29 protein-coding genes are annotated in these 24810 nt (G+C 63.5%); 25 read left to right on the top strand and 4 right to left on the bottom strand.

Going from position 1 to position 24810, the window contains the following annotated elements; genetic code table 11:
- Window positions 1-9 precede the first annotated feature (9 nt).
- Genes HPF_RS18870 through galU form a run of 3 tightly spaced genes read left to right on the top strand, consistent with a single transcriptional unit; the run spans window position 10 to window position 2293 of the window.
- Window positions 10-384: a Rieske (2Fe-2S) protein gene (locus HPF_RS18870; protein WP_371836591.1), complete on the top strand. Its 375-nt coding sequence runs from the start codon at window positions 10-12 to the stop codon at window positions 382-384.
- A gap of 11 nt (window positions 385-395) precedes the next feature.
- On the top strand, window positions 396-1379 hold the full coding sequence (locus HPF_RS18865) for a S49 family peptidase (protein WP_127807345.1): 984 nt from the start codon (window positions 396-398) through the stop codon (window positions 1377-1379).
- Between the two features lie 26 nt (window positions 1380-1405).
- Complete coding sequence (galU, locus tag HPF_RS18860; RefSeq protein ID WP_079365468.1) at window positions 1406-2293, top strand: UTP--glucose-1-phosphate uridylyltransferase GalU; 888 nt, start codon at window positions 1406-1408, stop codon at window positions 2291-2293.
- Between the two features lie 12 nt (window positions 2294-2305).
- Here the strand turns inward: galU and HPF_RS18855 are convergent, their stop codons facing one another.
- Both HPF_RS18855 and HPF_RS18850 read right to left on the bottom strand, forming a co-directional pair.
- Entirely contained in the window at window positions 2306-3103 is a 798-nt protein-coding gene (locus tag HPF_RS18855; protein ID WP_066153340.1) for an SAM-dependent methyltransferase, read from the bottom strand.
- Complete coding sequence (locus tag HPF_RS18850) at window positions 3100-3714, bottom strand: Maf family protein (RefSeq protein ID WP_066153343.1); 615 nt, start codon at window positions 3712-3714, stop codon at window positions 3100-3102. The genes HPF_RS18855 and HPF_RS18850 overlap by 4 nt, the downstream gene beginning before the upstream one ends.
- A gap of 47 nt (window positions 3715-3761) precedes the next feature.
- Between HPF_RS18850 and HPF_RS18845 the strand changes: the two genes are divergently transcribed.
- The 22 genes from HPF_RS18845 (at window position 3762) to nagZ (ending at window position 23255) form a co-directional block, all read left to right on the top strand.
- Complete coding sequence (locus HPF_RS18845; RefSeq protein WP_066153345.1) at window positions 3762-4316, top strand: YceD family protein; 555 nt, start codon at window positions 3762-3764, stop codon at window positions 4314-4316.
- 130 nt (window positions 4317-4446) lie between these two features.
- The gene (rpmF, locus tag HPF_RS18840) at window positions 4447-4629 is read left to right on the top strand and encodes a 50S ribosomal protein L32 (RefSeq protein ID WP_011794326.1); all 183 of its coding nucleotides are present in this window, start codon (window positions 4447-4449) and stop codon (window positions 4627-4629) included.
- A 149-nt stretch (window positions 4630-4778) separates the two neighbouring features.
- On the top strand, window positions 4779-5840 hold the full coding sequence (gene plsX / locus HPF_RS18835; RefSeq protein WP_066153348.1) for a phosphate acyltransferase PlsX: 1062 nt from the start codon (window positions 4779-4781) through the stop codon (window positions 5838-5840).
- Window positions 5841-5859: 19 nt separating this feature from the next.
- The gene (locus HPF_RS18830) at window positions 5860-6837 is read left to right on the top strand and encodes a beta-ketoacyl-ACP synthase III (protein WP_133157515.1); all 978 of its coding nucleotides are present in this window, start codon (window positions 5860-5862) and stop codon (window positions 6835-6837) included.
- Between the two features lie 59 nt (window positions 6838-6896).
- Window positions 6897-7847, top strand: coding sequence for an ACP S-malonyltransferase (gene fabD / locus HPF_RS18825; protein ID WP_133157514.1), 951 nt, complete (start codon window positions 6897-6899; stop codon window positions 7845-7847).
- Between the two features lie 14 nt (window positions 7848-7861).
- Window positions 7862-8623, top strand: a complete 762-nt coding sequence (gene fabG / locus HPF_RS18820; RefSeq protein ID WP_133157513.1) for a 3-oxoacyl-ACP reductase FabG — start codon at window positions 7862-7864, stop codon at window positions 8621-8623.
- A gap of 102 nt (window positions 8624-8725) precedes the next feature.
- Window positions 8726-8965, top strand: coding sequence for an acyl carrier protein (gene acpP, locus HPF_RS18815; RefSeq protein WP_066153362.1), 240 nt, complete (start codon window positions 8726-8728; stop codon window positions 8963-8965).
- 7 nt (window positions 8966-8972) lie between these two features.
- Window positions 8973-10217, top strand: a complete 1245-nt coding sequence (gene fabF / locus HPF_RS18810; RefSeq protein WP_066153365.1) for a beta-ketoacyl-ACP synthase II — start codon at window positions 8973-8975, stop codon at window positions 10215-10217.
- 32 nt (window positions 10218-10249) lie between these two features.
- Window positions 10250-10705, top strand: a complete 456-nt coding sequence (locus tag HPF_RS18805; RefSeq protein ID WP_133157512.1) for a hypothetical protein — start codon at window positions 10250-10252, stop codon at window positions 10703-10705.
- A gap of 57 nt (window positions 10706-10762) precedes the next feature.
- A complete protein-coding gene (rpoE, locus tag HPF_RS18800) occupies window positions 10763-11407 on the top strand; it encodes an RNA polymerase sigma factor RpoE (RefSeq protein WP_133157511.1) in 645 nt (214 codons plus the stop codon).
- 42 nt (window positions 11408-11449) lie between these two features.
- Entirely contained in the window at window positions 11450-12100 is a 651-nt protein-coding gene (locus HPF_RS18795; protein WP_241559736.1) for a sigma-E factor negative regulatory protein, read from the top strand.
- 7 nt (window positions 12101-12107) lie between these two features.
- On the top strand, window positions 12108-13142 hold the full coding sequence (locus HPF_RS18790; protein ID WP_207959213.1) for a MucB/RseB C-terminal domain-containing protein: 1035 nt from the start codon (window positions 12108-12110) through the stop codon (window positions 13140-13142).
- Window positions 13143-13254: 112 nt separating this feature from the next.
- Window positions 13255-14697, top strand: a complete 1443-nt coding sequence (locus tag HPF_RS18785; RefSeq protein ID WP_207959211.1) for a DegQ family serine endoprotease — start codon at window positions 13255-13257, stop codon at window positions 14695-14697.
- 517 nt (window positions 14698-15214) lie between these two features.
- Window positions 15215-17023 carry a translation elongation factor 4 gene (gene lepA / locus HPF_RS18780; protein WP_066157781.1) on the top strand — a complete coding sequence of 603 codons (1809 nt, stop codon included), beginning with the start codon at window positions 15215-15217 and terminating at the stop codon, window positions 17021-17023.
- Window positions 17023-18003 (top strand): signal peptidase I, encoded by a 981-nt coding sequence (gene lepB / locus HPF_RS18775; protein WP_424955181.1) that lies wholly within the window; start codon window positions 17023-17025, stop codon window positions 18001-18003. The genes lepA and lepB overlap by 1 nt, the downstream gene beginning before the upstream one ends.
- A 26-nt stretch (window positions 18004-18029) precedes the next feature.
- Window positions 18030-18377, top strand: a complete 348-nt coding sequence (locus tag HPF_RS18770) for a DUF4845 domain-containing protein (RefSeq protein ID WP_066157784.1) — start codon at window positions 18030-18032, stop codon at window positions 18375-18377.
- A gap of 34 nt (window positions 18378-18411) precedes the next feature.
- Window positions 18412-19116, top strand: coding sequence for a ribonuclease III (gene rnc / locus HPF_RS18765; RefSeq protein ID WP_066157787.1), 705 nt, complete (start codon window positions 18412-18414; stop codon window positions 19114-19116).
- 39 nt (window positions 19117-19155) lie between these two features.
- Entirely contained in the window at window positions 19156-20187 is a 1032-nt protein-coding gene (era, locus tag HPF_RS18760; RefSeq protein ID WP_133157509.1) for a GTPase Era, read from the top strand.
- Window positions 20188-20193: 6 nt separating this feature from the next.
- The gene (gene recO, locus HPF_RS18755; RefSeq protein WP_133157508.1) at window positions 20194-20994 is read left to right on the top strand and encodes a DNA repair protein RecO; all 801 of its coding nucleotides are present in this window, start codon (window positions 20194-20196) and stop codon (window positions 20992-20994) included.
- A gap of 2 nt (window positions 20995-20996) precedes the next feature.
- Window positions 20997-21773 (top strand): pyridoxine 5'-phosphate synthase, encoded by a 777-nt coding sequence (locus HPF_RS18750; RefSeq protein ID WP_207959209.1) that lies wholly within the window; start codon window positions 20997-20999, stop codon window positions 21771-21773.
- Window positions 21770-22162 carry a holo-ACP synthase gene (acpS, locus tag HPF_RS18745; protein WP_133157506.1) on the top strand — a complete coding sequence of 131 codons (393 nt, stop codon included), beginning with the start codon at window positions 21770-21772 and terminating at the stop codon, window positions 22160-22162. The genes HPF_RS18750 and acpS overlap by 4 nt, the downstream gene beginning before the upstream one ends.
- Window position 22163: 1 nt before the next feature.
- Complete coding sequence (gene nagZ / locus HPF_RS18740) at window positions 22164-23255, top strand: beta-N-acetylhexosaminidase (protein WP_133157505.1); 1092 nt, start codon at window positions 22164-22166, stop codon at window positions 23253-23255.
- Here nagZ and HPF_RS18735 read toward each other — a convergent pair whose 3' ends face one another.
- Both HPF_RS18735 and accD read right to left on the bottom strand, forming a co-directional pair.
- On the bottom strand, window positions 23256-23915 hold the full coding sequence (locus HPF_RS18735; protein ID WP_066157803.1) for an LON peptidase substrate-binding domain-containing protein: 660 nt from the start codon (window positions 23913-23915) through the stop codon (window positions 23256-23258).
- Window positions 23912-24790, bottom strand: a complete 879-nt coding sequence (gene accD, locus HPF_RS18730; RefSeq protein ID WP_133157504.1) for an acetyl-CoA carboxylase, carboxyltransferase subunit beta — start codon at window positions 24788-24790, stop codon at window positions 23912-23914. The genes HPF_RS18735 and accD overlap by 4 nt, the downstream gene beginning before the upstream one ends.
- Window positions 24791-24810: the final 20 nt, after the last annotated feature.

Genomic DNA, 24810 nt, shown 5'->3' with positions numbered 1-24810 from the left:
GGGATGGCGATGAGCGGTGAAAGCGACCTCCATGCCCTGTGCAACAGCCGCGACCTGCTGGATGGCGGGCTGGCCGTGCCCTTTGACGTGATGTACGCCGGGCAGACCTGCAGGGCGTTCGCCATCCGGTTCCGGGGTGTGGTCCACGCGTATCTGAACCGTTGCTCCCACGTGGCCATGGAAATGGACTGGCAGCCCAACCGCTTTTTCGACGACAGCGGGCAGTGGCTGCTGTGCTCTACCCACGGCGCCGCCTATGACCCTGCCACCGGTGCCTGCAAGGGCGGGCCTTGTCGCGGTGGGCTGGTGACGGTCCCTCTGCAGGAGCGGGAGGGCGTTGTGTACTGGCAGGCACAATATCCTTTTGCGCCGCTGGCGTTTTGACCAAGACCATCATGAACCTCGATCCACTGGACAACCCGGTGCCCGCATCGGCACCTTCCCGTCAAGAGGGATCCTGGGAACGGGAAACCCTTGAAAGGCTGATGTTCGAGACGCTGCGCGAACAGCGGGCCGCACGCCGCTGGAAGCTGTTTTTCCGGCTGGTATGGCTGGCGATCGTGGGCTCGGTGGTCTGGCTCTGGTTTCAGCAGGCGGAAATGGCTGGGGCCGTGAGCGCACCGCACACCGCGCTGATCGAAGTCAAGGGCGAGATCGCGTCGGGTGCAGAAGCCAGCGCCGACAACGTGCTCAGTTCGGTGCGGGCGGCGTTCGACGACGAAGGCGCCCAGGCGGTGGTGTTGTTGATCGACTCCCCGGGTGGCAGTCCCGTGCAGGCGGGCATCATCAACGACGAGATCACGCGACTGAAGGCCTTGCACCAGAAGAAAGTCTATGCCGTGGTGGAGGAGACCTGCGCCTCGGCTGCCTATTACATCGCCGCAGCGGCCGACGAAATCTATGTCGACAAAGCCAGTCTCGTGGGCAGTATTGGCGTGTTGATGGAAGGGTTCGGGTTCACCGGGTTGATGGACAAGGTGGGGGTGGAGCGTCGCCTGATGGTGGCGGGCCAGAACAAGGCCATGCTTGACCCTTTCAGTCCGCAGGACGAGGCGCAACGGGCCTATATCCAGTCGATGCTTGGCGAGATCCACGCGCAGTTCATCGAGGTGGTCAAGAAGGGGCGGGGCGCGCGACTCAAGGAAACGCCGGACACTTTCACGGGGCTGGTCTGGAGCGGCCAGCAGGCCGTGCAGCAGGGGTTGGCCGACGGCCTGGGCAGTCTGGACTATGTGGCGCGCGAATTGGTGAAGGCCGAGGAAATCGTGGACTACACCCAGCGAGAAAACGTGGGGCTGAGACTGGCTCGCGAGCTGGGTGTGCACATGGGCGAAGGCATCTTCAAAGCTGCCCGCGGAGCAGGCATTGAACTGCGGTGATAGTTAAATTAAGAGAGGAAATGGCAATGCGCATTCAAAAAGCGGTGTTCCCGGTTGGCGGGCTCGGCACCCGGTTTCTGCCAGCCACCAAGGCGATTCCCAAAGAGATGCTGCCGGTGGTGGACAAGCCGCTGATCCAGTACGCGGTCGAAGAAGCTTATGCGGCCGGGATCCGCGAGATGATCTTCATCACCGGGCGCCACAAGCGCGCCATCGGAGATCATTTCGATGCGGCTTTCGAGCTGGAATACGAACTGGAACGGGGCAACAAGACCGAGCTGCTCAAGCTGGTGCACGACATCAAACCGGAAGACATGGACTGCGTCTTCATCCGCCAGCCGCGCCCATTGGGTCTCGGGCACGCGGTGCTTTGTGCGGAGCGGGTGGTCGGCAACGAGCCGTTTGCGGTGCTGCTGGCCGACGACCTGATGTTGGGAGCTCGCCAGAACGCGGGCGGACCGACGGTGCTTCAGCAGATGGTGGAGGCATACCGGTCGCATCCCGGCACGGTGCTGGCGGTGCAGGACGTTCCCAAGGAAGAGACTGGGCGGTATGGGGTGGTGGACGTGCATGGCGCCCACGCCGAGATCGCCGAAGTGTTCGCCATGGTCGAGAAGCCGAAACCGGCCGTGGCGCCTTCCACGCTCGCAGTGGCGGGACGCTACATCCTCACACCCGGCGTTTTCGAGAGCATCCGTCGCCAGCCCCGTGGTGCAGGCGGCGAAATCCAGCTGACCGATGGCATCGCAGCGCTCATCGGCGAGGAGAAGGTCTATGCCTTCCGCTACGACGGCAAGCGCTACGACTGTGGCAGCAAGGAGGGCTTTCTCCAGGCCACCATCGACCTGGCGCTGGCCAACCCGGCTCTGAGCGCTGCGGTGCGCGCGCACATGCAGGCTGCTCTGGCGGCCTGACCGGGAGCGTTATTAGCGCCCTAGCAGGAACACCGACGGCAGATCTAGCGGCAATTGCGCTGCCAGCGCGCCTGATTTCCATTCGCTCAGCAGCGCGCTGCGGGTGCGTTGCTGTGGAAGACCTAGGCCGCTAGACACCGCCAGCCGGGTGTGAGGGTGCAGCGTTTGAAGCAGCGCCTGCAGGAGGGCTGCGTTGCGATAGGGGGTTTCGATCAGGATCTGGGTCTGGCCTGTTTTGAGGGCGGTGGACTCCAGTTCGCGCAAGCGCCGGCTGCGTTCGGCAGGGTCTTGTGGGACGTAGCCCACGAAAGAAAACGATTGACCGTTCAACCCGCTGGCCGCCAGCGCGAGCATCAGGGACACGGGGCCCGTGAGGGGGCGGACGTCGATGCCCAGGGCATGTGCTGCGCGAACCACCGAACTGCCTGGATCGGCAATCGCGGGCATCCCCGCCTCACTCACCAGGCCCATGTCGTGTCCTTGCTGCGCGGGGCCGAGCAGCAACTTGGCCTGTGCATCCGCGGTGCCGGCGGGTGCATGGTCCCCTTTCTTGTGGGCCTGGCGGGGCAGTTCGACGATTTGAAGGTTTTGCACAGGGGTGGCAAGACCGTGTGCGGCGTCCACCCGCTTCAGGAACGCCCTTGTGCTCTTTGCATTCTCGGCAACCCAGTGGACCAGGCGCGCCGCGACCTGGATGGTGTCATCGGGCAACAGCAGCCCCAATGGCACCGGATCTTGCGGGCTGCATCCGAAGTCCAGCGGCGTTGGCACGAGAAACAGCGCGCCTTTGGGCGCAGCCGGGGTGCTCACAGGATGGACACGCCTGCGGCGCGCAGCATGTGGCAGGTGCGAATCAGCGGTAGGCCGACCAGGGCGCTGGGATCGTCGTTGTCAATCCGGGACAGCAGGGCGATGCCAAGTCCTTCGCTTTTTGCGCTTCCGGCGCAGTCGTACGGTTCTTCTGCCCGAAGATAGCGTTCGATTTCCTGGTCGTCGAGGTCGCGGAACACCACGTTGACTGCAGCCAGGTCCAGTTGTTCGAAGCCCGTGGCCGCGCAGACCACGGCAACCGCGGTCTGGAACACCACGGTTTGCCCGCGCATGCGCCGCAATTGAGCGATCGCCCGATCATGGGTGCCGGGCTTGCCAAGCGGTTCGCCACCGAGGTCGGCCACCTGATCGCTGCCGATCACCACTGCTTCCGGAAAGCGCTGGGACACCTCCCGGGCCTTGGCCAGAGCGAGCCGCCGCGCCAGAGTCGCTGGCGCCTCGCCTGGCAGCGGGGTTTCGTCCACGTTCGGGCGCTCAGTGTCGAACGGCACGCGCAGGCGCTCGAGCAGTTCCCGTCTGTAGCGAGAAGTCGAGCCGAGGATGATCTTGCGTTGGGGCGGCGCAGGAATTTGAGAGGAAGGAGCGCTCATCGCCCTATTGTCCGCGGCTTTCTGGTGTCATCTTTTACACTGGCCGTATGAAAGTGTCTCCCCACAGGTCCTGGAACCCTCGTCGATTCGATGCCCGTGCCTTCGCCGAGGCGGGCGGTGTGCTGGAGAGCGAGGATTCATTGGCATCCTTTGATCGTCTGTCTGCCGAGATTCATGCTGACGGCGAGGTCGGCGCTCTGGTTCGATGGTCGGTGCAGGGAGAGATTCGCCCGGACGCTGCCGGCCAGTCGTCTGTCTGGATGCGCCTGCGTGCGGCGCTTGATTTGCCTGTGGGGTGTCAGCGATGCCTCGGTCCGGTGGTTGTTCCGCTGGAGGTGGATCGCTGGTTCAGGTTCGTTGCCGACGAATCCAAGGCCGAGGCCGAGGATGACCAGAGCGAGGAGGATGTCCTGGCTTTGGAGCCCAAGCCGGACCTGCTGGCGCTGATCGAAGACGAGTTGTTGATGGCGATGCCTCTGGTGCCGATGCATGACGTCTGCCCTCAGCCCTTGCTGCTTTCTGCGGGGACGGTGAACGGTGACGAGGCTGCGTCGGAAGTGCGCCCCAATCCGTTCGCCACCCTGAGCCGCCTTAAGAAGTGATCGCAGTCGGAGTTTTGCACCGCCTGTCATTCAGGCTATAATCCTTGGCTTTGCGCTGCCGCCCGGATCAGAGGGCAGGACTGCTGATTGGCGCAACCCACCGACACCCAACCGATTCCAGGAGCCCATCATGGCCGTCCAGCAAAACAAAAAGTCCCCTTCCAAGCGCGGCATGCACCGTTCGCACAATGCCCTGACCGTGCCCGGCATCGCCGTGGAGCCGACCACCGGCGAAACCCATCTGCGCCACCACATCAGCCCCAACGGCTTCTACCGTGGTCGCCAGGTGCTGAAGAACAAGTCCGAGGCTTGAGTTCTGGGCGGCTCCATCCTGCCGCGTCTGAGCGCCGGATGCCGTGATTGCCGCCTGCAAACAGGTCCAGTACGGGCCCGCATGAGCACCATGCGGGCTTTTTTCTTGTTGGTGGCGCTGCGTTGCAGTGCCCGCATCGGGACATTGACATGATTACCGTTGCCGTGGATTGCATGGGAGGAGACGTCGGTCCGGCGGCCACCTTGCCGGCCTGCGCGGCCTTTCTTGCCAGCCACCCGCAGGCCCAGTTGCTTCTGGTGGGGCAGCCGGAGGCATTCAAATCTTGGCCCCAGTTGCTCAACAACGTCCGTTGCCGGGTTGTGCATGCGTCCGAGGTGGTCACGATGGACGACCCGGTCGAGGTGGCCATGCGCCGGAAGAAGGATTCTTCCATGCGCGTGGCAATCCAGCACGTCAAGGATGGCGTGGCGCAGGCGGCGGTGTCCGCCGGAAACACCGGCGCCCTGATGGCCATCTCCAGGTACCTGCTCAAGACGATGGAAGGCATTGACCGCCCAGCCATCGCCAGCCAGATGCCCAACGCCCGTGGTGGAGCGACCACCGTGCTGGACCTGGGGGCCAACGTGGATTGCACCGCCGAGCACCTGCTCCAGTTTGCCGTCATGGGATCTGCCTTGGTCGTGGCGATCTCGGGCAGGGAAGATCCGACGGTGGGGTTGCTCAACGTTGGTGAGGAGGTGATCAAGGGTAGCGAGGTCATCAAGCAGGCCGGCGTTCTGTTGCGAAACGCGGCCAACACCGGTGATCTGAACTTTTTCGGCAATGTCGAGGGCAACGACATCTTCAAGGGCACGACAGACATCGTGGTGTGCGATGGATTTGTCGGCAATGTGGCGCTCAAGGCCAGCGAAGGGCTGGCGACCATGATTGGTGGTTTCATCAAGGCCGAGTTTTCGCGCAGCATTTTCACGAAACTGGGGGCATTGTTTGCTTATCCAGTGATATCTGCATTCAAGAAGCGGATGGACTATCGCCGCTACAACGGCGCAGCACTGCTGGGTTTGCGTGGGCTGGTGTTCAAGAGCCACGGGTCGGCCGACGCTTTCGCTTTTGAGCAGGCCTTGGCCCGGGCTTATGATGCAGCCCACAATCAGTTGCTCGAGAAAGTCCGGGAGCGTATTGCACACGCAGCACCGCTCATCGATCCAGAAGCGATCCCCAGCGATCTCAAGAGCATTCCGACGATCTGAGACCTTCTCCCCCGCCCGCATGACACGTTTTGCCCGCATCACTGGCACCGGTAGTTGCCTGCCGCCTCAGCGCCTGACCAATGCCGACATGGTGGGTCTTTTGAAATCGCGGGGTGTTGAAACGAGTGACGAGTGGATCGTTGAGCGCACGGGGATCCGGGCGCGGCATTTTGTGGGCGACGGCGTCTTCTCGAGCGATCTGGCCGCTGAAGCCTGCCGCAAGGCATTGTCGGCCGCCCAGGTTGGGCCGGGCGATATTGATCTGATCATCGTGGCCACATCGACACCCGACATGGTGTTTCCTTCGACGGCCGCCATCCTCCAGCACAAACTGGGCATTGCAGGCTGCCCGGTGTTCGATGTGCAGGCCGTTTGCAGCGGCTTCATCTATGCGCTCACGGTTGCCGATGCAATGATCCGCACAGGATCTGCCAGCAAGGCGCTGGTGGTGGGGGCCGAAGTGTTTTCGCGCCTGCTGGACTTCAATGACCGTACCACCTGTGTGCTGTTTGGCGATGGTGCCGGTGCTGTGGTATTCGAAGCCAGCGATGTGCCGGGGATCTTGGCGACCGATATCCATGCGGACGGCAAGCACGTGGGCATTCTGTGTGTGCCGGGGCACGTCAGCGGTGGCCAGACCCTGGGTGATCCTTTGCTGAAGATGGATGGTCAGGCCGTCTTCAAGCTGGCTGTTGGTGTATTGGAGGAGACCGCGCGTGCTGTGCTGGCGAAGGCTGGCCGCACCGAGGCCGACATCGACTGGCTGATTCCCCATCAGGCGAACATCCGCATCATGACCGGCACGGCGCGCAAGCTGAAGCTGCCCATGGACAAGGTGGTGGTCACTGTTGACCAGCATGGCAACACCTCTGCGGCTTCGATCCCACTGGCGCTGGATCATGCGGTCCGCAACGGCCAGGTCAAGAAAGGCGACACCTTGTTGCTGGAAGGTGTGGGCGGAGGTTTTACCTGGGGTTCGGTGCTGCTGGACTTCTGACGCCGCTTTGGCGGTTGGCTCCTTTCCCCGTTTCTTGTTGATTCATTGCTGATACGTCCATGACCGAATTTGCATTCGTCTTTCCCGGCCAAGGTTCTCAGTCAGTCGGCATGCTCGACGCCTGGGGCGACCATCCGGAGGTGGCCCTGGCCGTCCAGGAGGCTTCCGATGCCCTGGGTGAAGACGTTGGCTTTCTGATCAAGGAAGGCCCCAAGGAAGCGCTGGCGCTGACCACCAACACCCAGCCCGTGATGCTGGTGGCGGGTGTCGCTGCCTGGCGTGTCTGGTGCGCCGAAGGCGGGGCAGCTCCGTCCGTGGTGGCTGGGCATTCGCTGGGTGAATACAGCGCCCTGGTGGCGTCTGGCGTGCTGACTCTGGCGCAAGCGGCGCCGCTGGTGCGTTTTCGTGCGGCGGCCATGCAGGAAGCGGTGCCGGTCGGAACTGGGGCCATGGCCGCCATCCTGGGCATGGACTCGGACAAGGTGATCGCGGGTTGCGCCGAGGCGCAGGCTTTCTTCCCCCCGGGCAGTGGCGAGGTCGTGGAGGCGGTCAATTTCAACGACCCGGCTCAGACCGTGATCGCTGGCAGCAAGGCTGCGGTTGAGAAGGCTTGCGAGGTGCTCAAGGCCAACGGCGCCAAGCGGGCCCTGCCGTTGCCAGTGTCGGCGCCGTTCCATTCCAGCCTGATGAAACCTGCGGCCTACAAGCTGCGCGAGAAGCTCGCGACCACGCCACTGGCGGCACCCCGGATTCCGGTGCTCAACAACATTGATGTGTCGGTGGAGTCCGATGTGAATGGCATCCGCGATGCACTGTTTCGCCAGGCGTTCGGTCCGGTTCGATGGGTGGAGTGCGTGCGTGCAATCAAAGCACGTGGCATCACCACGCTGGTCGAATGCGGCCCTGGCAAGGTGCTGGCTGGCATGACCAAGCGCATCGACGGCGAGCTGACCGGCGCGGCGCTCTACGACCCGGCCACGCTGGCCGAAGTGAAAAACCTGCTGGCCTGAAGGGAGAGACTGGTATGTCCGAAGTGAAATTTGCGGGCCAAGTGGCCCTGGTGACCGGTGCTTCCCGTGGCATTGGCGCGTCCATCGCGGCCGAACTGGTGTCGAAGGGGCTGATCGTCGTCGGCACGGCCACTTCCGATGAGGGGGCAGCCAAGATCTCGAATGCGCTGAAGGCGGTGCCTGGAGCGGCTGAGGGCTGCCGAGGGGTGAAGCTTGACGTGAACGATGGCGCTGCCGCCGAGGCCTTGATCGACGAAATGACCAAAGCCCATGGCGCCCTGCACGTGCTGGTCAACAACGCCGGCATCACGCGCGACATGCTTGCCATGCGCCTCAAAGATGAGGACTGGGATGCGGTGCTCGACACCAACCTCAAGGCAGTATTCCGTATGAGCCGGGCGGTGATCCGACCCATGATGAAGCAGCGCTATGGGCGCATCATCAGCATCACCAGTGTGGTCGGCGCCTCTGGCAACCCTGGCCAGGCGAACTACGCCGCTGCGAAGGCTGGCGTTGCGGGCATGACCCGCGCGTTGGCGCGCGAACTCGGCAGCCGCAACATCACGGTCAACTGTGTGGCGCCTGGCTTTATTGAGACCGACATGACGGCCTCGCTGCCCGAAGAACAGCAAAAGGCCCTGCTGGGCCAGATTCCCTTGGGGCATCTGGGCAAACCTTCTGACATCGCGCATGCAGTGGCCTACCTGGCCAGCCCGCAGGCCGGCTACGTGACGGGGCAGGAACTGCACGTCAACGGTGGCATGTTCATGGCCTGATCCACTCTTACCGCCGCGGAGCCGTCCGGCGGGCCACCTAGGGGCTACTTCCTAGCCCGGCTAAAATGGCGGTTTGTCATCCAACCACCCTCAGAGGGACTTATGAGCGATATCGAAGCACGTGTGAAGAAAATCATTGCCGAGCAACTCGGCGTGGAAGAAGGGCAAGTGACCCCTGAGAAGGCTTTTGTGGCCGACCTGGGCGCCGACTCCCTGGACACGGTGGAACTGGTGATGGCCCTGGAAGACGAATTCGGTATCGAGATCCCCGACGAAGACGCCGAGAAGATCACCACGGTGAAGAACGCCATCGACTACGCGATGTCGCACCAGAAGGCCTGATGCATCCATGAGCCGTCGTCGCGTTGTCGTGACCGGCCTGGGTTGTGTCTCGCCCGTGGGTAACACGGTGCCAGAAGCCTGGGCTAACCTTGTCGCCGGACAGTCCGGCATTGACCTGATCACCAAGTTCGATGCCTCGGGCATGTCCTGCAAGATCGCTGGTGAGGTCAAGGGGTTTGATCTGGAGTCCTACATCAGTGCCAAAGAGGCGCGGTCGATGGACACCTTCATCCATTACGGAATCGCCGCAGCCCACCAGGCCGTGGTCGACTCGGGCCTGCCTACGGGCGAGGCGCTGGATGACGAACTGGCCACGCGCATCGGCTGCATCGTCGGGTCCGGTATCGGCGGGCTTCCGCTGATCGAAGAAACCCACGCCGAGTATGTCAACCGTGGCGCACGGCGGATCTCGCCGTTCTTTGTCCCCGCATCGATCATCAACATGATCTCTGGACATGTCTCGATGCGCTTTGGGTTCAAGGGGCCGAACCTGGCTGTGGTGACGGCCTGCACCACGGGCTTGCACTGCATTGGCGAAGGCGCTCGCAAGATTGAATATGGGGATGCTGATGTGATCGTCGCTGGTGGCTCCGAAGCCACGGTCTCTCCTCTGGGTGTGGGTGGCTTCGCCGCCATGCGGGCGCTTTCCACCCGCAACGACGATCCCAAAACGGCCTCACGACCCTGGGACAAGGACCGCGACGGTTTCGTGCTCGGAGAGGGCGCCGGGGTGATGGTGCTCGAAGAATACGAGCACGCCAAGGCGCGCGGTGCCAAGATATACGCCGAAGTGATCGGGTATGGCATGAGCGCCGATGCCGGCCACATGACGGCGCCGAACATGGACGGGCCCCGTCGCGCGATGGTCAATGCGCTGCGCAACGCGGGGATCAATGCCGACCAGGTGGACTACCTGAATGCCCACGGAACCTCGACGCCGCTGGGCGATGTGAACGAGAGCAATGCGATCAAGGCGGCGCTCGGTGACCATGCCAGCAAGATCGTCGTGAACTCGACCAAGTCCATGACGGGTCATTTGCTGGGCGGGGCTGGCGGCATTGAAAGCGTGTTCACGGTGCTGGCGTTGCATCATCAGAAGAGCCCTCCGACCATCAACATCTTCAATCAGGATCCCGAGTGCGATCTCGACTACTGCGCCAATACTGCGCGGGACATGAAGATTGATGTCGCGGTGAAGAACAACTTCGGCTTCGGCGGTACCAACGGCACCCTGGTGTTCAAGCGCGTCTGACGAACTCTGTTCGGACGCGGTCCTTCCCGAACATGCGCAACGCCCCATCGGTCACGTACCCGGTGGGGCGTTCGTCTTTTTGCGCCCGTCTGATGTGGGGTGCCGGCGTGTCGGGCTTGCTGGGCGTGCTCATGAGCTTCCTCTACGGATCATGGCGGACGGCCGTGTTCTGTGGCGTGGTCTGGTGCGTGTGGCTGTTGGGGTCGATGTGGGCTTGGCGGCGGATGCCGCGAGGAAAGCTCGCATGGCAGTCGGATCGGATGCAGCCCGAGGCTCCTCAGGGCTCGTCGGGTGTCTGGTCTTGGGCCAGTGAGGCGTATCGGGAAGGTGTGGAACTGAAAAGGGTAGAGCGCGTGTATGACCTGCAACGGGCCATGTTGCTGCGCCTGCACAATCCCGACGGTGCGCGCACCTGGATCTGGGTGGAGCGGTTGGCGGAGCCGTCCCGATGGCTGGATCTCCGGCGGGCGCTCCTGGCCCATGCCTGACGGCGAGCGTCGGCTCGAACCTTTGGGGTATATTTCCGCGGCCCTCACACCCTCTGCATGACTTCTTCCGACGACCACTCAGCCCCACCCTCTCCCGACAGCGATGCCATGCTGGTCCAGCGCACACTGGCCGGGGAAATGCGGGCTTATGAGCTCTTGGTCATCAAATACCAGCGCCGTGTGGAACGCCTGATCGGGCGCATGGTCCGCGACAGCGATCTCGTTCAGGACATCGCCCAGGAGACGTTCATCCGTGCCTACCGGGCACTGGCCCAGTTCCGGGGGGATGCCCAGTTCTACACCTGGCTCTACCGGATTGCCGTCAACACCGCCAAGAAGCAGCTGCTGGAGCTCAAGCGGGACCCACTGGTATTCCAGTCCCAGCTCAATTCCGCGGACGAAGACGAAACTTCTTCGGCGGAACGCGAACTAAACAGCAGCGTGGCCGACACCGAGACCCCTGAGGCGGTGTTGGCCAGCAAAGAGATTGCCCAGGCAGTGAACGCGGTGATGGACGCATTGCCAGACGAGTTGCGAATGGCCATCACTTTGCGTGAAATCGAAGGGTTGAGTTATGAAGAGATTGCCCTGGCGCTCGATTGTCCGATCGGAACGGTGCGTTCCCGGATCTTCCGAGCCCGCGAAGCGATCTCTTCCCGAATCAAGCCCATGCTGGAGCGTCAATCCGGCAAGCGCTGGTGAGATTGATTTGTTGATGCCGGAACACCGTATCGGATGTCGAACATGAATGCCGTCCCAATCCATGAAACCACAGATTCAGGGCAGATGCTTGTCCGGGAGCGCAGCCGCGAGGCGCTCTCCGCACTGCTGGACGGAGAGGTGCGCACAGACGACTTGGATTTGCTGCTCGCGCCTGGCTCTGAGGAGATGGCAGCCCTGCTGTCCGATGGGCATACCTACGAGCTGATTGGCGACGCTCTGCGTGGGCGACCCGTGCAGGGCTCGGTCGGCGGAGCGGCGTTTGCTGGGGCGGTCATGGCCCGTTTGCGCGATGAACCTTTGGCGCTGCCTCAGCCTGTGGTGCGACAGGCTGGAGTAGGCCGGCCCGTGGCGGCCAATGATGCGGTGTTTCGCTGGAAGCTGGTGGCGGGCCTCGCTTCGCTTGCCGCCGTCGTCGCCGTGACCTGGACCATCGGAACAGGGGGGCAGGACGGTCAGTTGGCCGGTCCCCAGATGGCCAGCGCCACCCCGATGTCCGAGTCCGCGTCGACAATTCAACCGGTGGTTGTGCAGACTGCGCAGGGTCAGGTGCTGCGCGATGCCCGGCTGGAACAGTTGCTGTCCGAGCACCGCCAGTTTGGCGGGATGTCTGCGCTTCAGGCTCCCGCCGGATTCCTTCGCAACGCAACCTACGATGCTGCTCCGCAGCGCTGAGGCCGACATGGGAAGTGCTGCTTCGTTGGGCATGTCGTCGGCGCGCAAGGCCTGGACCCGCTGGCCTGCGGTGGGTCTGCTGGCTTTGGGGTTGTGGCAGTCGTCCTTTGCACAGCCCGCGCCTGTAACGTCGCCGTCCTCTCGGTCCATCACCGAGTGGCTCACGCGCATGCATGAGGCCTCCCGGCAGCGCGCCTACACGGGGACCCTGGTCGTATCGGCTGGATCGGCGATGTCTGCCTCGCGCATCTGGCATGTCTGCGATGGCACACAACAGATGGAGCGCGTGGAGACGCTGACGGGTGCGCCACGCTCGACCATTCGCCACAACAACGACGTGATCACCTTTGCGCCGGATCACAAGGTGGCCTGGGTGGACAAGCGCGAGTCGCTGGGCGTGTTTCCAGAGCTGCTGCGCACACCCAGCAATGCCATTCCTGACTTTTACAGTGTGAGCGAATCGGGCGTTGAAAGGGTTGCGGGTCATCTGGCCGACGTGGTGCAGATCGCCCCACGCGATGCACTGCGTTTCGGCTATCGCATCTGGTCGGAAAAGAAGACGGGCCTGGTGGTGAAGCTGCAGACCCTGGGGGAGCAGGGCTCGGTGCTGGAACAGGTGGCGTTTTCCGAGTTGCAGCTGGATGCGCCGGTCCGAATGGACAAGCTCAAACGGCTCATGGGTGACACCAAGGGCTATGAAGTGCACCGTCAGACCCTGCGCAAGACCACGCCTGAGGCGGAGGGCTGGCGATTGAAGGAACCCGTTCCCGGTTTCCAGTCCATGAGCTGCCACACCAGGGAAGACGACACCGGCGCATCCGGGGCAGCTCCCATGCAGTGGGTGTTTTCGGACGGTCTGGCTTCGGTCTCGCTGTTTGTTGAGCCGTTTGATCCGCAGCGCCATGGAGCGGAGAAGTCGGCCGTGACCGGCGCGACCCACTCCCTCACCAGACGCATTGGTGCCTATTGGCTGACTGCGCTCGGTGAGGTGCCCCCGGCCACGCTCATGCGGTTTGCTTCTGTTCTTGAACGCGCCCGTTGAAACCTGAGACTCAGCCACCATGGTGTGGCTGTCGGGTGATTCCTGTGTCTGCAAAAACTCTCTCACCGCAAGGATGAACATGAATATGACCGTCCTCCGTTCCCGTCGAGCGATGTCGTTGCTGCTGAGTGCCTCACTGATCGGGCTGGTCATGGTCGGGGCGTCTGCATTGCCTGCCCCCGCCCATGCGCAGCAGATGCGCGGGCTGCCGGATTTCACAGATCTTGTTGATCAGGTGGGGCCGTCCGTGGTCAACATCCGGACGCTGGAGCGCGCCAACGCCGATGGGGGAAGCAGCACCGACGAACAGATGCTTGAGTTCTTCCGTCGTTTCGGCATACCGGTTCCTCCCGGTGCTGTGCCGCGCGGTCCACGCCAGGAACGCGGCGGATCCGGTGAAGAGGCCCAGCCCCGCGGGGTGGGCTCCGGGTTCATTCTCAGTTCCGATGGCCTCATCATGACCAACGCGCATGTGGTCGATGGCGCCGACGAACTGGTGGTCACCCTTCCCGACAAACGCGAGTTCAAGGCCAAGCTGGTGGGCGCCGACAAGCGAACCGACGTGGCTGTGGTGAAGATCGACGCCAGCGGGCTGTCCGCTGTCCGCATCGGTGATGTGAACCGGCTCAAGGTCGGCGAATGGGTGATGGCCATCGGCTCTCCTTTCGGTCTTGAGAACACGGTGACCGCCGGTATCGTGAGTGCGAAGAAGCGTGACACCGGGGATTTCCTTCCGTTCATCCAGACCGATGTCGCCATCAACCCGGGCAACTCGGGAGGGCCTCTGATCAACATGCGCGGTGAGGTGGTAGGCATCAACAGCCAGATCTATTCCCGCTCGGGTGGGTTTCAGGGCATCTCCTTTGCCATCCCCATTGATGAGGCCGTCCGGGTCTCCGATCAGTTGCGTTCCAGTGGTCGTGTGACCCGCGGTCGCATCGGTGTGCAAATCGGTCAGGTGAGCAAAGAGGTGGCCGAATCCATCGGTCTGGGGCAGGCGCGTGGTGCTCTGGTGAACGCGGTGGAAGCGAACTCACCTGCCGCCAAGGCCGGACTCGAACCGGGTGACGTGATCCTGAAATTTGATGGCCGGGATATCGAACGGTCGGTCGACCTGCCGCGCATCGTCGGCAATACAAAGCCGGGCAATCGCAGTTCGATGACGGTGTTCCGGCGCGGCGCCCAGCGCGATCTGAGTATTACGGTGGCCGAGCTGGAGCCTGAGCGCAGCGACCGGAAGGCTGCAGCACCGGAGGCCAAGCCGCCCGCTTCGAGCAGCCTGCCCTCTTTGGGGCTGACCGTGGGTGATCTCAATGCTGCAGAGAAAAAAGAACTGAACATCAAGTCGGGGGTGCGTGTCGAGACGGCGGAAGGGGTGGCGGCGCGTGCCGGGCTCAAGGAGGGCGACGTGATTGTGGCGGTCGCGAACACCGAAGTGGGCAGCGTGAAGGAACTGGAGGCGGTGCTGGCCAAGCTGGACAAGTCCAAGCCGGTGAATGTTCTTTTCCGGCGCGGTGAGTGGGCCCAGTACGCGGTGATTCGACCTCAGCGCTGAGCCGACACAAAGCTCGAAATTCTCTGAGCTGCCTCGAATAAACCCTTGATCCCGCTTGGTTTTAAGGGCTTGTTCCGGAAGTTGGTTGTTTTGCCACAGGGTGCCCACTATCGTTTGGGTCTTCCGTTTGAACCGAAAGTTTGTGAACACTCACAATCTTTAGGTGCAAGTTGACTGATTTCGATAAAATCGGGGCTCCAAGACCTTGATTGCAGTGTCGAACAATGTTCAGCGTTCACGATGTGAGAGCGCCCTCAAGTTGTTCTCGCTTGCTCCACAGGTGGCGCACAACATGTTCATTTTGTTGTGGACGACCTGTGAATAAGTTTCCCGTTGCTGCGTTGCAACAGGCGGTAGAGGGTGGTTTCGGGCTGTGCAGCCGGGGCTTTTTGCCTACAATGAAATCCCAACTATCGCAGTTGCCATTGATTGTTGGTTACGGGCGCGTCACCAGTTGACGCGCCCTTTTTTATGGCCTTCCAGAGAGTGGCGGGGCCTGGTTTCTGGCTGTTTTCCGATGCACCACATCCGCAATTTTTCGATCATCGCGCACATCGACCATGGCAAGTCCACGCTGGCCGACCGCATCATCTCCCGCTGTGGCGGCCTGTCCGACCGCGAGATGAGCGAACAGGTGCTCGACTCCATGGACATCGAGAAAGAGCGCGGCATCACCATCAAGGCGCAGACCGCAGCGTTGCAGTACAAGGCGCGCGACGGCAAGGTCTACAACCTCAACCTGATCGACACACCCGGCCACGTGGACTTCTCTTATGAAGTGTCGCGCTCGCTGTCGGCGTGCGAAGGCGCGCTGCTGGTGGTGGACGCGAGCCAAGGGGTGGAGGCGCAGACCGTGGCCAACTGCTACACGGCGCTGGACCTGGGTGTCGAGGTGGTGCCGGTGCTGAACAAGATGGATCTGCCCAACGCCGATCCGGACAACGCCAAGGCCGAGATCGAGGATGTGATCGGCATCGATGCGACGGATGCGATTCCCTGCTCGGCCAAGACGGGCATGGGTGTTGAGGACATCCTCGAGGCCGTGGTCGCGCGCATTCCCCACCCCAAGGGCAACCCGGACGCACCGCTGCGCGCCATGATCGTGGACAGCTGGTTCGACACCTATGTGGGCGTGGTGATGCTGGTGCGCGTGGTCGATGGCCGCCTGCGAAAGGGCGAGCGTTTCAAGATGATGGCGACCAACGCCGCCTACAACGCCGACAACCTGGGCGTGTTCACGCCGGCCAACCAGCCGCGCGAGTCGCTGGAGGCGGGCGAGGTGGGCTACATCATTGCCGGTATCAAGGAGCTGCAGGCCGCCAAGGTGGGCGACACCATCACGCTGGAAAAGAAGCTGCCCAACAACCTCGGCCCTGCCGAGGAAGCGTTGCCCGGCTTCAAGGAGGTGCAGCCGCAGGTGTTTGCCGGCCTGTACCCGACCGAGGCCAGCGAGTACGACGCGCTGCGCGACGCGCTCGAAAAGCTCAAGCTCAACGACGCCGCGCTGCACTACGAACCCGAGGTGTCGCAGGCACTGGGCTTTGGTTTCCGTTGTGGCTTCTTGGGGCTGCTGCACATGGAGATCGTGCAGGAGCGGCTGGAGCGCGAGTTCGACCAGGACCTGATCACCACCGCGCCCAGCGTGGTCTACCAGGTGGTCAAGCCCGACGGCGAAGTCATCATGGTGGAGAACCCGTCCAAGATGCCGGACCAGGGCCGCATCGAAGAGATTCGCGAACCCATCGTGACCGTGCACCTGTACATGCCGCAGGAATACGTGGGTGCGGTGATGACGCTGGCCAACCAGAAGCGCGGGGTGCAGCTGAACATGGCCTACCACGGCAAGCAGGTCATGCTGACCTACGACATGCCGCTGGGCGAGATCGTGCTGGACTTCTTCGACAAGCTCAAGTCGGTCAGCCGCGGCTATGCGTCGATGGACTACGAGTTCAAGGAATACCGGCCGTCCGACGTGGTGAAGGTCGACATCCTGCTCAACGGCGAGAAGGTGGACGCGCTGTCCATCATTGTGCACCGCTCCCAGTCCCAGTACCGCGGCCGAGCCGTGGCGGCCAAGATGCGCGAGATCATCAGCCGCCAGCAGTTCGACGTGGCGATCCAGGCGGCCATTGGTGGCAACGTGATCGCACGCGAGACCATCAAGGCGCTGCGCAAGAACGTGCTGGCAAAATGCTACGGCGGTGACATCACCCGCAAACGCAAGCTCCTCGAAAAGCAGAAGGCAGGCAAGAAACGCATGAAACAGATCGGCTCGGTCGAAGTGCCCCAGGAGGCTTTTCTGGCCATCCTGCAGGTGGAGGAGTGATGCAACAGACCATGGGCGCGATCACCGCGGTGATCCTGGCGGCTTTCGGGGCCTACGCGGCGGCGTTTTTCTTTGGCGCCATCGAGGGGAACTTTGCGCTGCTGCTTTTTCTGGCCACGGCGGTCACGGGTGTTTACTGGCTGGCCGAAAAGTTCTATTTCTTCCCGAAGCGTAGGCGAGACGCGGAGCGGCTGGTGTCGACGCTCAACGAACGTGCGGCTGAACTGGCTCGCCAAGGTTTTGCACAGTCCTCGGACGAAGATTTGTCGATGGCGCGCCACAAGCTGCTGGCGCAACCCTGGTGGCTGGACTGGACCGCCGGCCTGTTCCCGGTGATCCTGGCGGTGTTTGTGCTGCGGAGCTTTCTGTTCGAACCGTTCAAGATCCCGTCGGGCTCGATGATTCCGACACTTCAGGTCGGGGACTTGATTCTGGTGAACAAGTTTCACTACGGCGTGCGGCTGCCGGTGATCAACACCAAGGTGATTGCCAACAACGAACCGCAGCGTGGGGACGTCATGGTGTTTCGCTATCCCCCGCAACCGAGCCTGGACTACATCAAGCGGGTGATTGGCGTGCCAGGCGACGAGGTGGCCTATCTGAACAAGCGCCTCACGGTCAACGGCCAGCCCGTGCCCCGCATCAACCAGCCCGACTATTTTGATGGCGAGCAGATGCGCTATACCAAACAGTTCGGTGAGGAGCTGGGTGGTCGGCGCTACAACACCCTCAACGACGACATGCGGCCGCCGTTCGTGTCGCCCATCACGGATTTTGCGTTCCGTGAAAATTGTCGCTATCCGGCCGAAGGCGTCGTGTGCAAAGTACCCCCTGGGCACTATTTCATGATGGGTGACAATCGGGACAACTCGCTCGATTCGCGTTTCTGGGGTTTTGTCCCAGAGTCCAACATTGTGGGCAAGGCCTTCTTTGTCTGGATGAATTTTGGCGATTTCGGGCGGATCGGTTCGTTCGAGTAAGACACGCAACTACTGGAGGTGGGGTGATGAAGCAGAAACAGCGGCAACGCGGCCTGACGTTTTTCGGGTTGTTGTTCGTGGGCATTTTGCTGGCCTTCGCTGGTGTGGTGGTCGCCCAGGTGGTGCCCACCTACATCGAATATCTGGCGGTGCAGAAGGCGGTGAAGAAGGCTGCGGACGGATCGACCGTTGCCGAGGTGCGCTCCCTGTTCGACAAGGCCGCCCAGATTGATGACATCAGCAGCATCTCTGGCAAGGATCTGGAGATCGGCAAGCAGGGTGACAAAGTGGTGGTGTCGTTCGACTATGTTCGTGAAATTCCGCTGGCGGGTCCTGCCTACCTGGTGATGAAGTACAACGGATCCTCTCAATGACACTGGGTGGCTGTCCGGCCGCGGGCGCACGCCTTTGAGCCAGGAATTGACGGCGTTGCAAAAACGCCTGGGACATGTGTTTTCCAGTCCGCGCCTGATTGAACGCGCGTTGACTCACCGCAGCTTTTCGGCGGACCACAACGAGCGGCTGGAGTTTCTGGGCGATTCGGTGCTGAGTCTGGCTGTGTCTGGTCTGCTGTTCGAAAAACTCAGTCAGTTGCCAGAGGGTGATCTCTCACGTGTGCGGGCCAACCTGGTCAAGCAGGACACGTTGCATCAGATCGCGACACGCCTGGGTCTTTCGGCCTGTTTGCGGCTGGGTGACGGCGAAAAGCGGTCCGGAGGACACAAGCGCCCCTCCATTCTCGCGGACGCCCTGGAGGCCTTGATCGGGGCGGTGTATCTGGACGCCGGTTTCGAGACTGCTTCGCTGCTGGTGCGGCGCCTGTATGGTGATATCGAACTCAGTGCCCAGATGGGGGCCATGGGCAAGGATCCCAAAACCGATTTGCAGGAGTGGTTGCAGGCGCGCAAGATGCAACTGCCTCAGTACCGGGTGGTGGCCACCATGGGTGAGGCGCATCGACAGACCTTCGACGTCGAGTGCACGGTCCCGGAGGCCGGTCGCAGCGAGCGCGGCATCGGTGCGTCGCGGCGGGCTGGAGAGCAGGCGGCAGCGGCTGCGATGCTGACGTTTTTGCGGGCCGCCGAGCCCGCACCCACCAAGGCGGGCGGCTGACGATCTCGGCGCTTGGCCGGTTTCTGTCCGGATCCATTCATGAGCAAATCCTCCCGTCCTCCCTCCAGTGCCCCTGCGGCCCCTGTTCCCACCGACGCATCGCTCGAGGCCATGCTGGCCAAGGCCTTGCGCAAGACGCCAGCAGAGGCCGTCGCCGACCCGGCACAGGAGCACGAACCTGTGGCGCCGGAGCAGCAGCACTGTGGCTATGTGGCCATCGTCGGCAAGCCCAACGTGGGCAAGTCCACGCTGCTCAATGCGCTGGTGGGACAGAAGATCAGCATCACCTCGCGCAAGGCGCAGACCACGCGCCACCGCATCACGGGTTACCGCACCGTGGGCCCGAACCAGTTCGTGTTCGTCGACACACCTGGCTTCCAGACGCGGCACGGCAACGCGCTGAACCGTGCGCTCAACAAGACCGTGCTCGGCGCGGTGACCGATGTCGATCTGATCCTGTTTGTTGTCGAGGCGGGGCATTTCCATCCGGCGGACGCCAAGGTGATGGAGCTGCTGCCCTCGAACGTGCCTGTGGTGTTGCTGGCCAACAAGTTCGATCTGGTGCACAGGCGTGGCGAGTTGGCCCCTTGGCTCAAGTCCATGCAGGAGAAACACCCGTTTGCCGAGTTCGTGCCGATGTCGGCCAAGAACGCCCGGGATGTCGAGCGCCTGTTCGCGATCTGTGCCAAGTACCTGCCGCAACAGGCCTGGATGCACGATCCCGAGGAGCTGACCGACCGCAGCGAGCGCTTCATGGCGGCCGAGATGGTGCGCGAGAAGCTGTTCCGGCTGACCGGCGACGAACTGCCCTACACCTCGACCGTGGTGATCGACAAGTTCGAGGAAGAGGGCGGGCTCAAGCGCATCGCGGCCACCATCGTGGTCGAGCGCGAGGGACACAAGGGCATGGTGATCGGCGAAAAGGGCGAGAAGCTCAAGCGCATCGGCACCGAGGCCCGCCAGGAGCTCGAAAAGATCTGGGATTGCAAGGTGTTCCTGGAGCTGTGGGTCAAGGTGCGCTCCGGCTGGGCCGACGACGACGCGCGCGTCCGGTCGTTCGGTTACGAGTGACGGGTCATGGCCACGCGCCGGACTTCTGAAGAACCCGCATTCGTCCTGCACCGCTACGACTGGAGCGAGTCCAGTCTCATCCTGGAAGTCTTCACCCGCCACCACGGACGCATCGCCCTGGTGGCCAAGGGGGTCAAGAAGCCGACTTCGCAGTTCCGTCCTGTGCTGCTGCCCTTGCAGCCGCTGGCCCTGAGTTGGGGTGGCGACGCAGAAGTGCGCACGCTCAAGGCGGCACAGTGGCAGGGCGGGCACGTCATGCCCACCGGCGATGCGCTGCTCTCGGGCAGCTACCTCAACGAGCTGCTGATGCGCCTGCTGGCGCGCGATGATCCGCACCCCGGTCTGTTCGACCACTACACGCTGGCGGTGCAGCTGCTGGCCGAGCGGTCCGATGCGCAGCAGCTGGTGCTGCGCGCCTTCGAGCTGCTGCTGTTGCGCGACACCGGACTGCTGCCCGATCTGTCTTGCGAAGGCAGCACGCTGGCGCCTCTGCAGGAGGGGACTTCCTATGTGCTGGGCGCCGAGTCCGGACTGCGTGTGGCGCACGGCGACGATGTGCACTCGCTCGAAGCCAGCCAGTGGCTGCTGTTGCAGACCGCGCTGAATGACCGTGACCCGCTGATAGCCAGCCTGCGCGCCTGCTCTGGCTGCCAGCAGAGCCTGCAGCCTCAGTTGCGCGCACTGCTGCACTACCATAGTGGCGTCCGGGTGTTCCGGACCCGCCAGCTGTTGCTGGACCTGCAGTCGCTGGTCCGGCCGAAAGCGGTTCCTGATCCGGTTGCTTCTTCCGGCCCCACATCCTCCTGACCATGGCCCACGCTGCTCACCACCCGACCGCGCTGTCGGTCAATCTCAACAAGGTCGCGCTGGTGCGCAACACGCGCCACCTGGGCATTCCTTCCGTCACCCGCGCGGCCACCCTGTGCCTCGAAGCCGGTGCGCGAGGCATCACGGTGCATCCCCGGCCGGACGAGCGCCACATCCGCAGCCACGACGTGTTCGATCTCGCCGAGCTGATGCAGGACTGGCCGGACCGCGAATACAACATCGAAGGCAATCCGTTCCACAACCTCATGGATGTCGCGCGCGAGGTCCGGGCGCGTGGCCTGCCGCTGCACCAGCTGACCTTCGTGCCCGACAGCGAAGGCCAGTTCACCAGCGACCACGGCTGGAGCTTTCCTCAGGACGCCGACCGGCTGCAGCCCGTGATCGCGCAGGCCCAAGCCCTGGGCGCTCGTGTGAGTCTGTTCATGGACCCGGAGCCCGGACAGATGGCGGCGGCCCGGGCCGTGGGGGCTGACCGAGTGGAGCTCTACACCGAGCCCTATGCCGCCGCCTGGCACACCCCTGACCGTGGGCAGCAGCTCGAACGCTACCGCTCTGCGGCGCAGGCGGCCCTGGAAGCAGGGCTGGGTGTGAACGCGGGCCATGACCTCAACCGCGAGAACCTCACCGAGTTTCTGCGCACGGTGCCGGGTGTGGCCGAGGTGTCGATCGGTCACGCGCTCATCGCCGATGCGCTGGAGCTGGGCTACGCCGCCACCGTGACCGACTACAACCGCTGCGTCGCCGAAGCGTTCCGATGATCTTCGGCATCGGCACCGACGTCTGCGATATCCGGCGCATCGAAGCGACCTTCGAGCGCCAGGGCGAGCGCTTCGTGCGGAAGGTGCTGGGCGATCAGGAGCTGGCGATCTGGCAGCGCCGCAGCGAACGCTGGCCCGGGCGCGGGCTGCGCTACCTGGCGACCCGGTTTTCCGCCAAGGAGGCGTTCTCCAAGGCCATCGGCCTGGGTATGCGCATGCCCATGACTTGGCGAGCCTGCGAAATCCTCAACCAGCCCAGCGGCCAGCCGGTGATCGTGCTTCATGGCGCGCTGAAAACCTGGTTCGAGGCCCAGGGCCTGCGCGCCCACGTGACCGTGACCGACGAGACCGACTACGCCGCGAGCTTCGTGGTGGTGGAGAGAGACTGACATGCACACACACGCCCCGTTGATCATCGATGTCGCCGGATTCGAGCTGACCGACACCGACCGCCAGCGCCTGGCACACCCCTTGGTCGGCGGAATCATCCTCTTCGGACGCAACTGGCACAGCCGGGAGCAGCTGACGGCGCTGTGTGAACAGGTCAAGTCGGTGCGAGAGGACCTGCTGATCGCGGTCGACCACGAGGGCGGCCGCGTGCAGCGTTTCCGCACCGACGGATTCACCCACCTGCCCCCCATGGCGGCGTTCGGACAGCTGTGGCTCTCGGCCCCGGCGCGGGGCGAAGGCGAGGGTGGTCCTGCGATGCGGGCCACCAACGCGGCCACCGCCGCCGGCTACGTGCTCGGCGCAGAACTGCGCGCCTGCGGTGTCGACCTGAGCTTCACGCCGGTACTCGATCTGGACCACGGCGAAAGTTCGGTGATCGGCGACCGCTCGTTCGGCCGCGACCCGCGCATGGTGGCGGTGCTGGCACAGGCGCTGATGCATGGCCTGCGCACCAGTGGCATGGGCAACTGTGGCAAACACTTCCCGGGCCACGGCTTTGTGAAGGCCGATTCGCACCTGGCCATTCCCGTCGACCGGCGCAGCCTCAAGGCCATCCTGGCCGACGATGCGGCGCCCTACGGCTGGCTCTCGGCCAGCCTGGACGCGGTGATGCCTGCGCATGTGATCTACCCGAAGGTGGACAGCCGGCCTGCGGGCTTTTCAGCACGCTGGCTGCAGGAGGTGCTGCGGCACCGCCTGGGATTCACCGGCGCGATCTTCAGCGACGACCTGAGCATGGAAGCCGCGCGCCACATCGACGGTCGGGGCGTGAGCTTCACCGAGGCGGCGCTGGCAGCGCTCGGTGCGGGGGGCGACATGGTGCTGCTGTGCAACCAGAGCGTGGTGGATGGCGGCGCGCCCATCGACGAAGCGATCGAGGCATTGTCCAAGGCGCTGGTGCAGGGCGACTGGGTGCCCAACCCCGCCAGCGAAGAGCGGCGGCAGGCCCTGCTGCCGCAGGGCCCGGCCATGGACTGGGACCGTCTGATGGTCAGCGCGCGCTACATGCAGGCGCTGTCGCTGATCCCCTGACTACCGCTCGACGCCGAGCTTGTCCAGCAGATCCGAAATCAGCTCCAGCCGCAGCATCGGGTTGTCCAGCGCCATCAACCGTTGTTTGAGTTCGGCGGGTGCGGGCAGCAGTTCGGCCCAGCGGTTGGCGACCCAGCCGCTGTCGTCCCACTGGTAGGGCGGCTGCAGCGGCAGCTCGTTCATGGATCCGGGTTCGCGCTCGCGCAGGTTGGCCAGCACGCGTTGCAGGGCGTCCCGCGTGCTGCGCAGGTGTTCCGGCACCGCCACGACCCGCTCGGGCTCATCGAGCCGCACGTCGGCCACCCACAGGCCGTGGGGCAGGCGACGGCTGGCGGTGATGTGAAAGCGCTGCTGGCCGCGGCAGTGGATGAGCATCAGGCCGGCCTGCGGGTGCTCGATCTGCTCGATGCGGGCGATGGTGCCGACCTGGTGAAACGCCTCGTGCGCAAAGCCGTCGGGCGAAGCCGGGTCGGCGCGCCGCACCTCGCTGCCTTCGCTGAGGCAGACCACACCGAACGGCGCTCCCGCCGCGTGGCAACGCTTGATCATGTCCAGGTAGCGCACCTCGAAGATGCGCAGCGGCATCCAGCCGCCGGGAAACAGAACGGTCTGCAGCGGGAACAGCGGCAGCTGGTTCAGCGTCAGCGGCGTTTCGCTCAATCCGGCACCACCGCGTCGGCGCTCTGGCGCTGCAGCATGGCCAAGGTGCTGGCCACGGTTTTGCGCAGCTCGCGGCGGTCGCAGATGAAGTCCACCGCGCCCTTGCTCTGCAGGAACTCGGCGCGCTGGAAGCCTTCTGGCAGCTTCACGCGCACGGTGTTCTCGATCACGCGTGGGCCGGCGAAACCGATCAGTGCCTTGGGTTCGGCGATCACCACGTCGCCCACGAAGGCGAAGCCGGCGGACACACCGCCCATGGTCGGGTCGGTCAACACGCTGATGTAGGGCAGATTCTTCTTGGCCAGGCGCGTGAGCGATGCGTTGGTCTTGGCCATCTGCATCAGCGACAGCAGGCCCTCTTGCATGCGCGCGCCGCCGGTGGCGGTGAAGCAGACAAAGGGCACCTTCTGGGCGATGGCTTCCTCGACGCCGCGCACGAAACGCTCACCGACCACCGAGCCCATGGAGCCGCCCATAAAGTCGAACTCGAAGCAGGCGACGACCAGGCTGATGCCCTGCACCGCACCACCCATGACGATGAGCGCGTCGGTCTCGCCCGTGGCTTCCAGGGCTTCCTTCAGGCGTTCGGGGTACTTTCGGCTGTCCTTGAACTTCAGCGCGTCCACCGGCAGGACCTCCTGCGCCAGTTCGTAGCGGCCTTCGGCGTCCAGGAAGGCGTTCAGGCGCGCGCGGGCGCCGATGCGGTGATGGTGGCTGCAGTGCGGACAGACGTTCTGGTTCTTCTCGAGATCCGTCTTGTAGAGCACGGCCTCACAGCTGGGGCACTTGATCCACAGACCCTCGGGCACGCTGCGGCGCTCGGCCGGGTCGGTGTGCGTGATCTTGGGCGGCAGCAGTTTTTCAAGCCAGGACATCGGAAACTCCTAACGATGGG

The organism is Hydrogenophaga pseudoflava, assembly GCF_004353865.1.
Taxonomy (GTDB): domain Bacteria; phylum Pseudomonadota; class Gammaproteobacteria; order Burkholderiales; family Burkholderiaceae_C; genus Hydrogenophaga; species Hydrogenophaga pseudoflava.
This window is presented reverse-complemented; position numbering and strand designations above follow the sequence as displayed.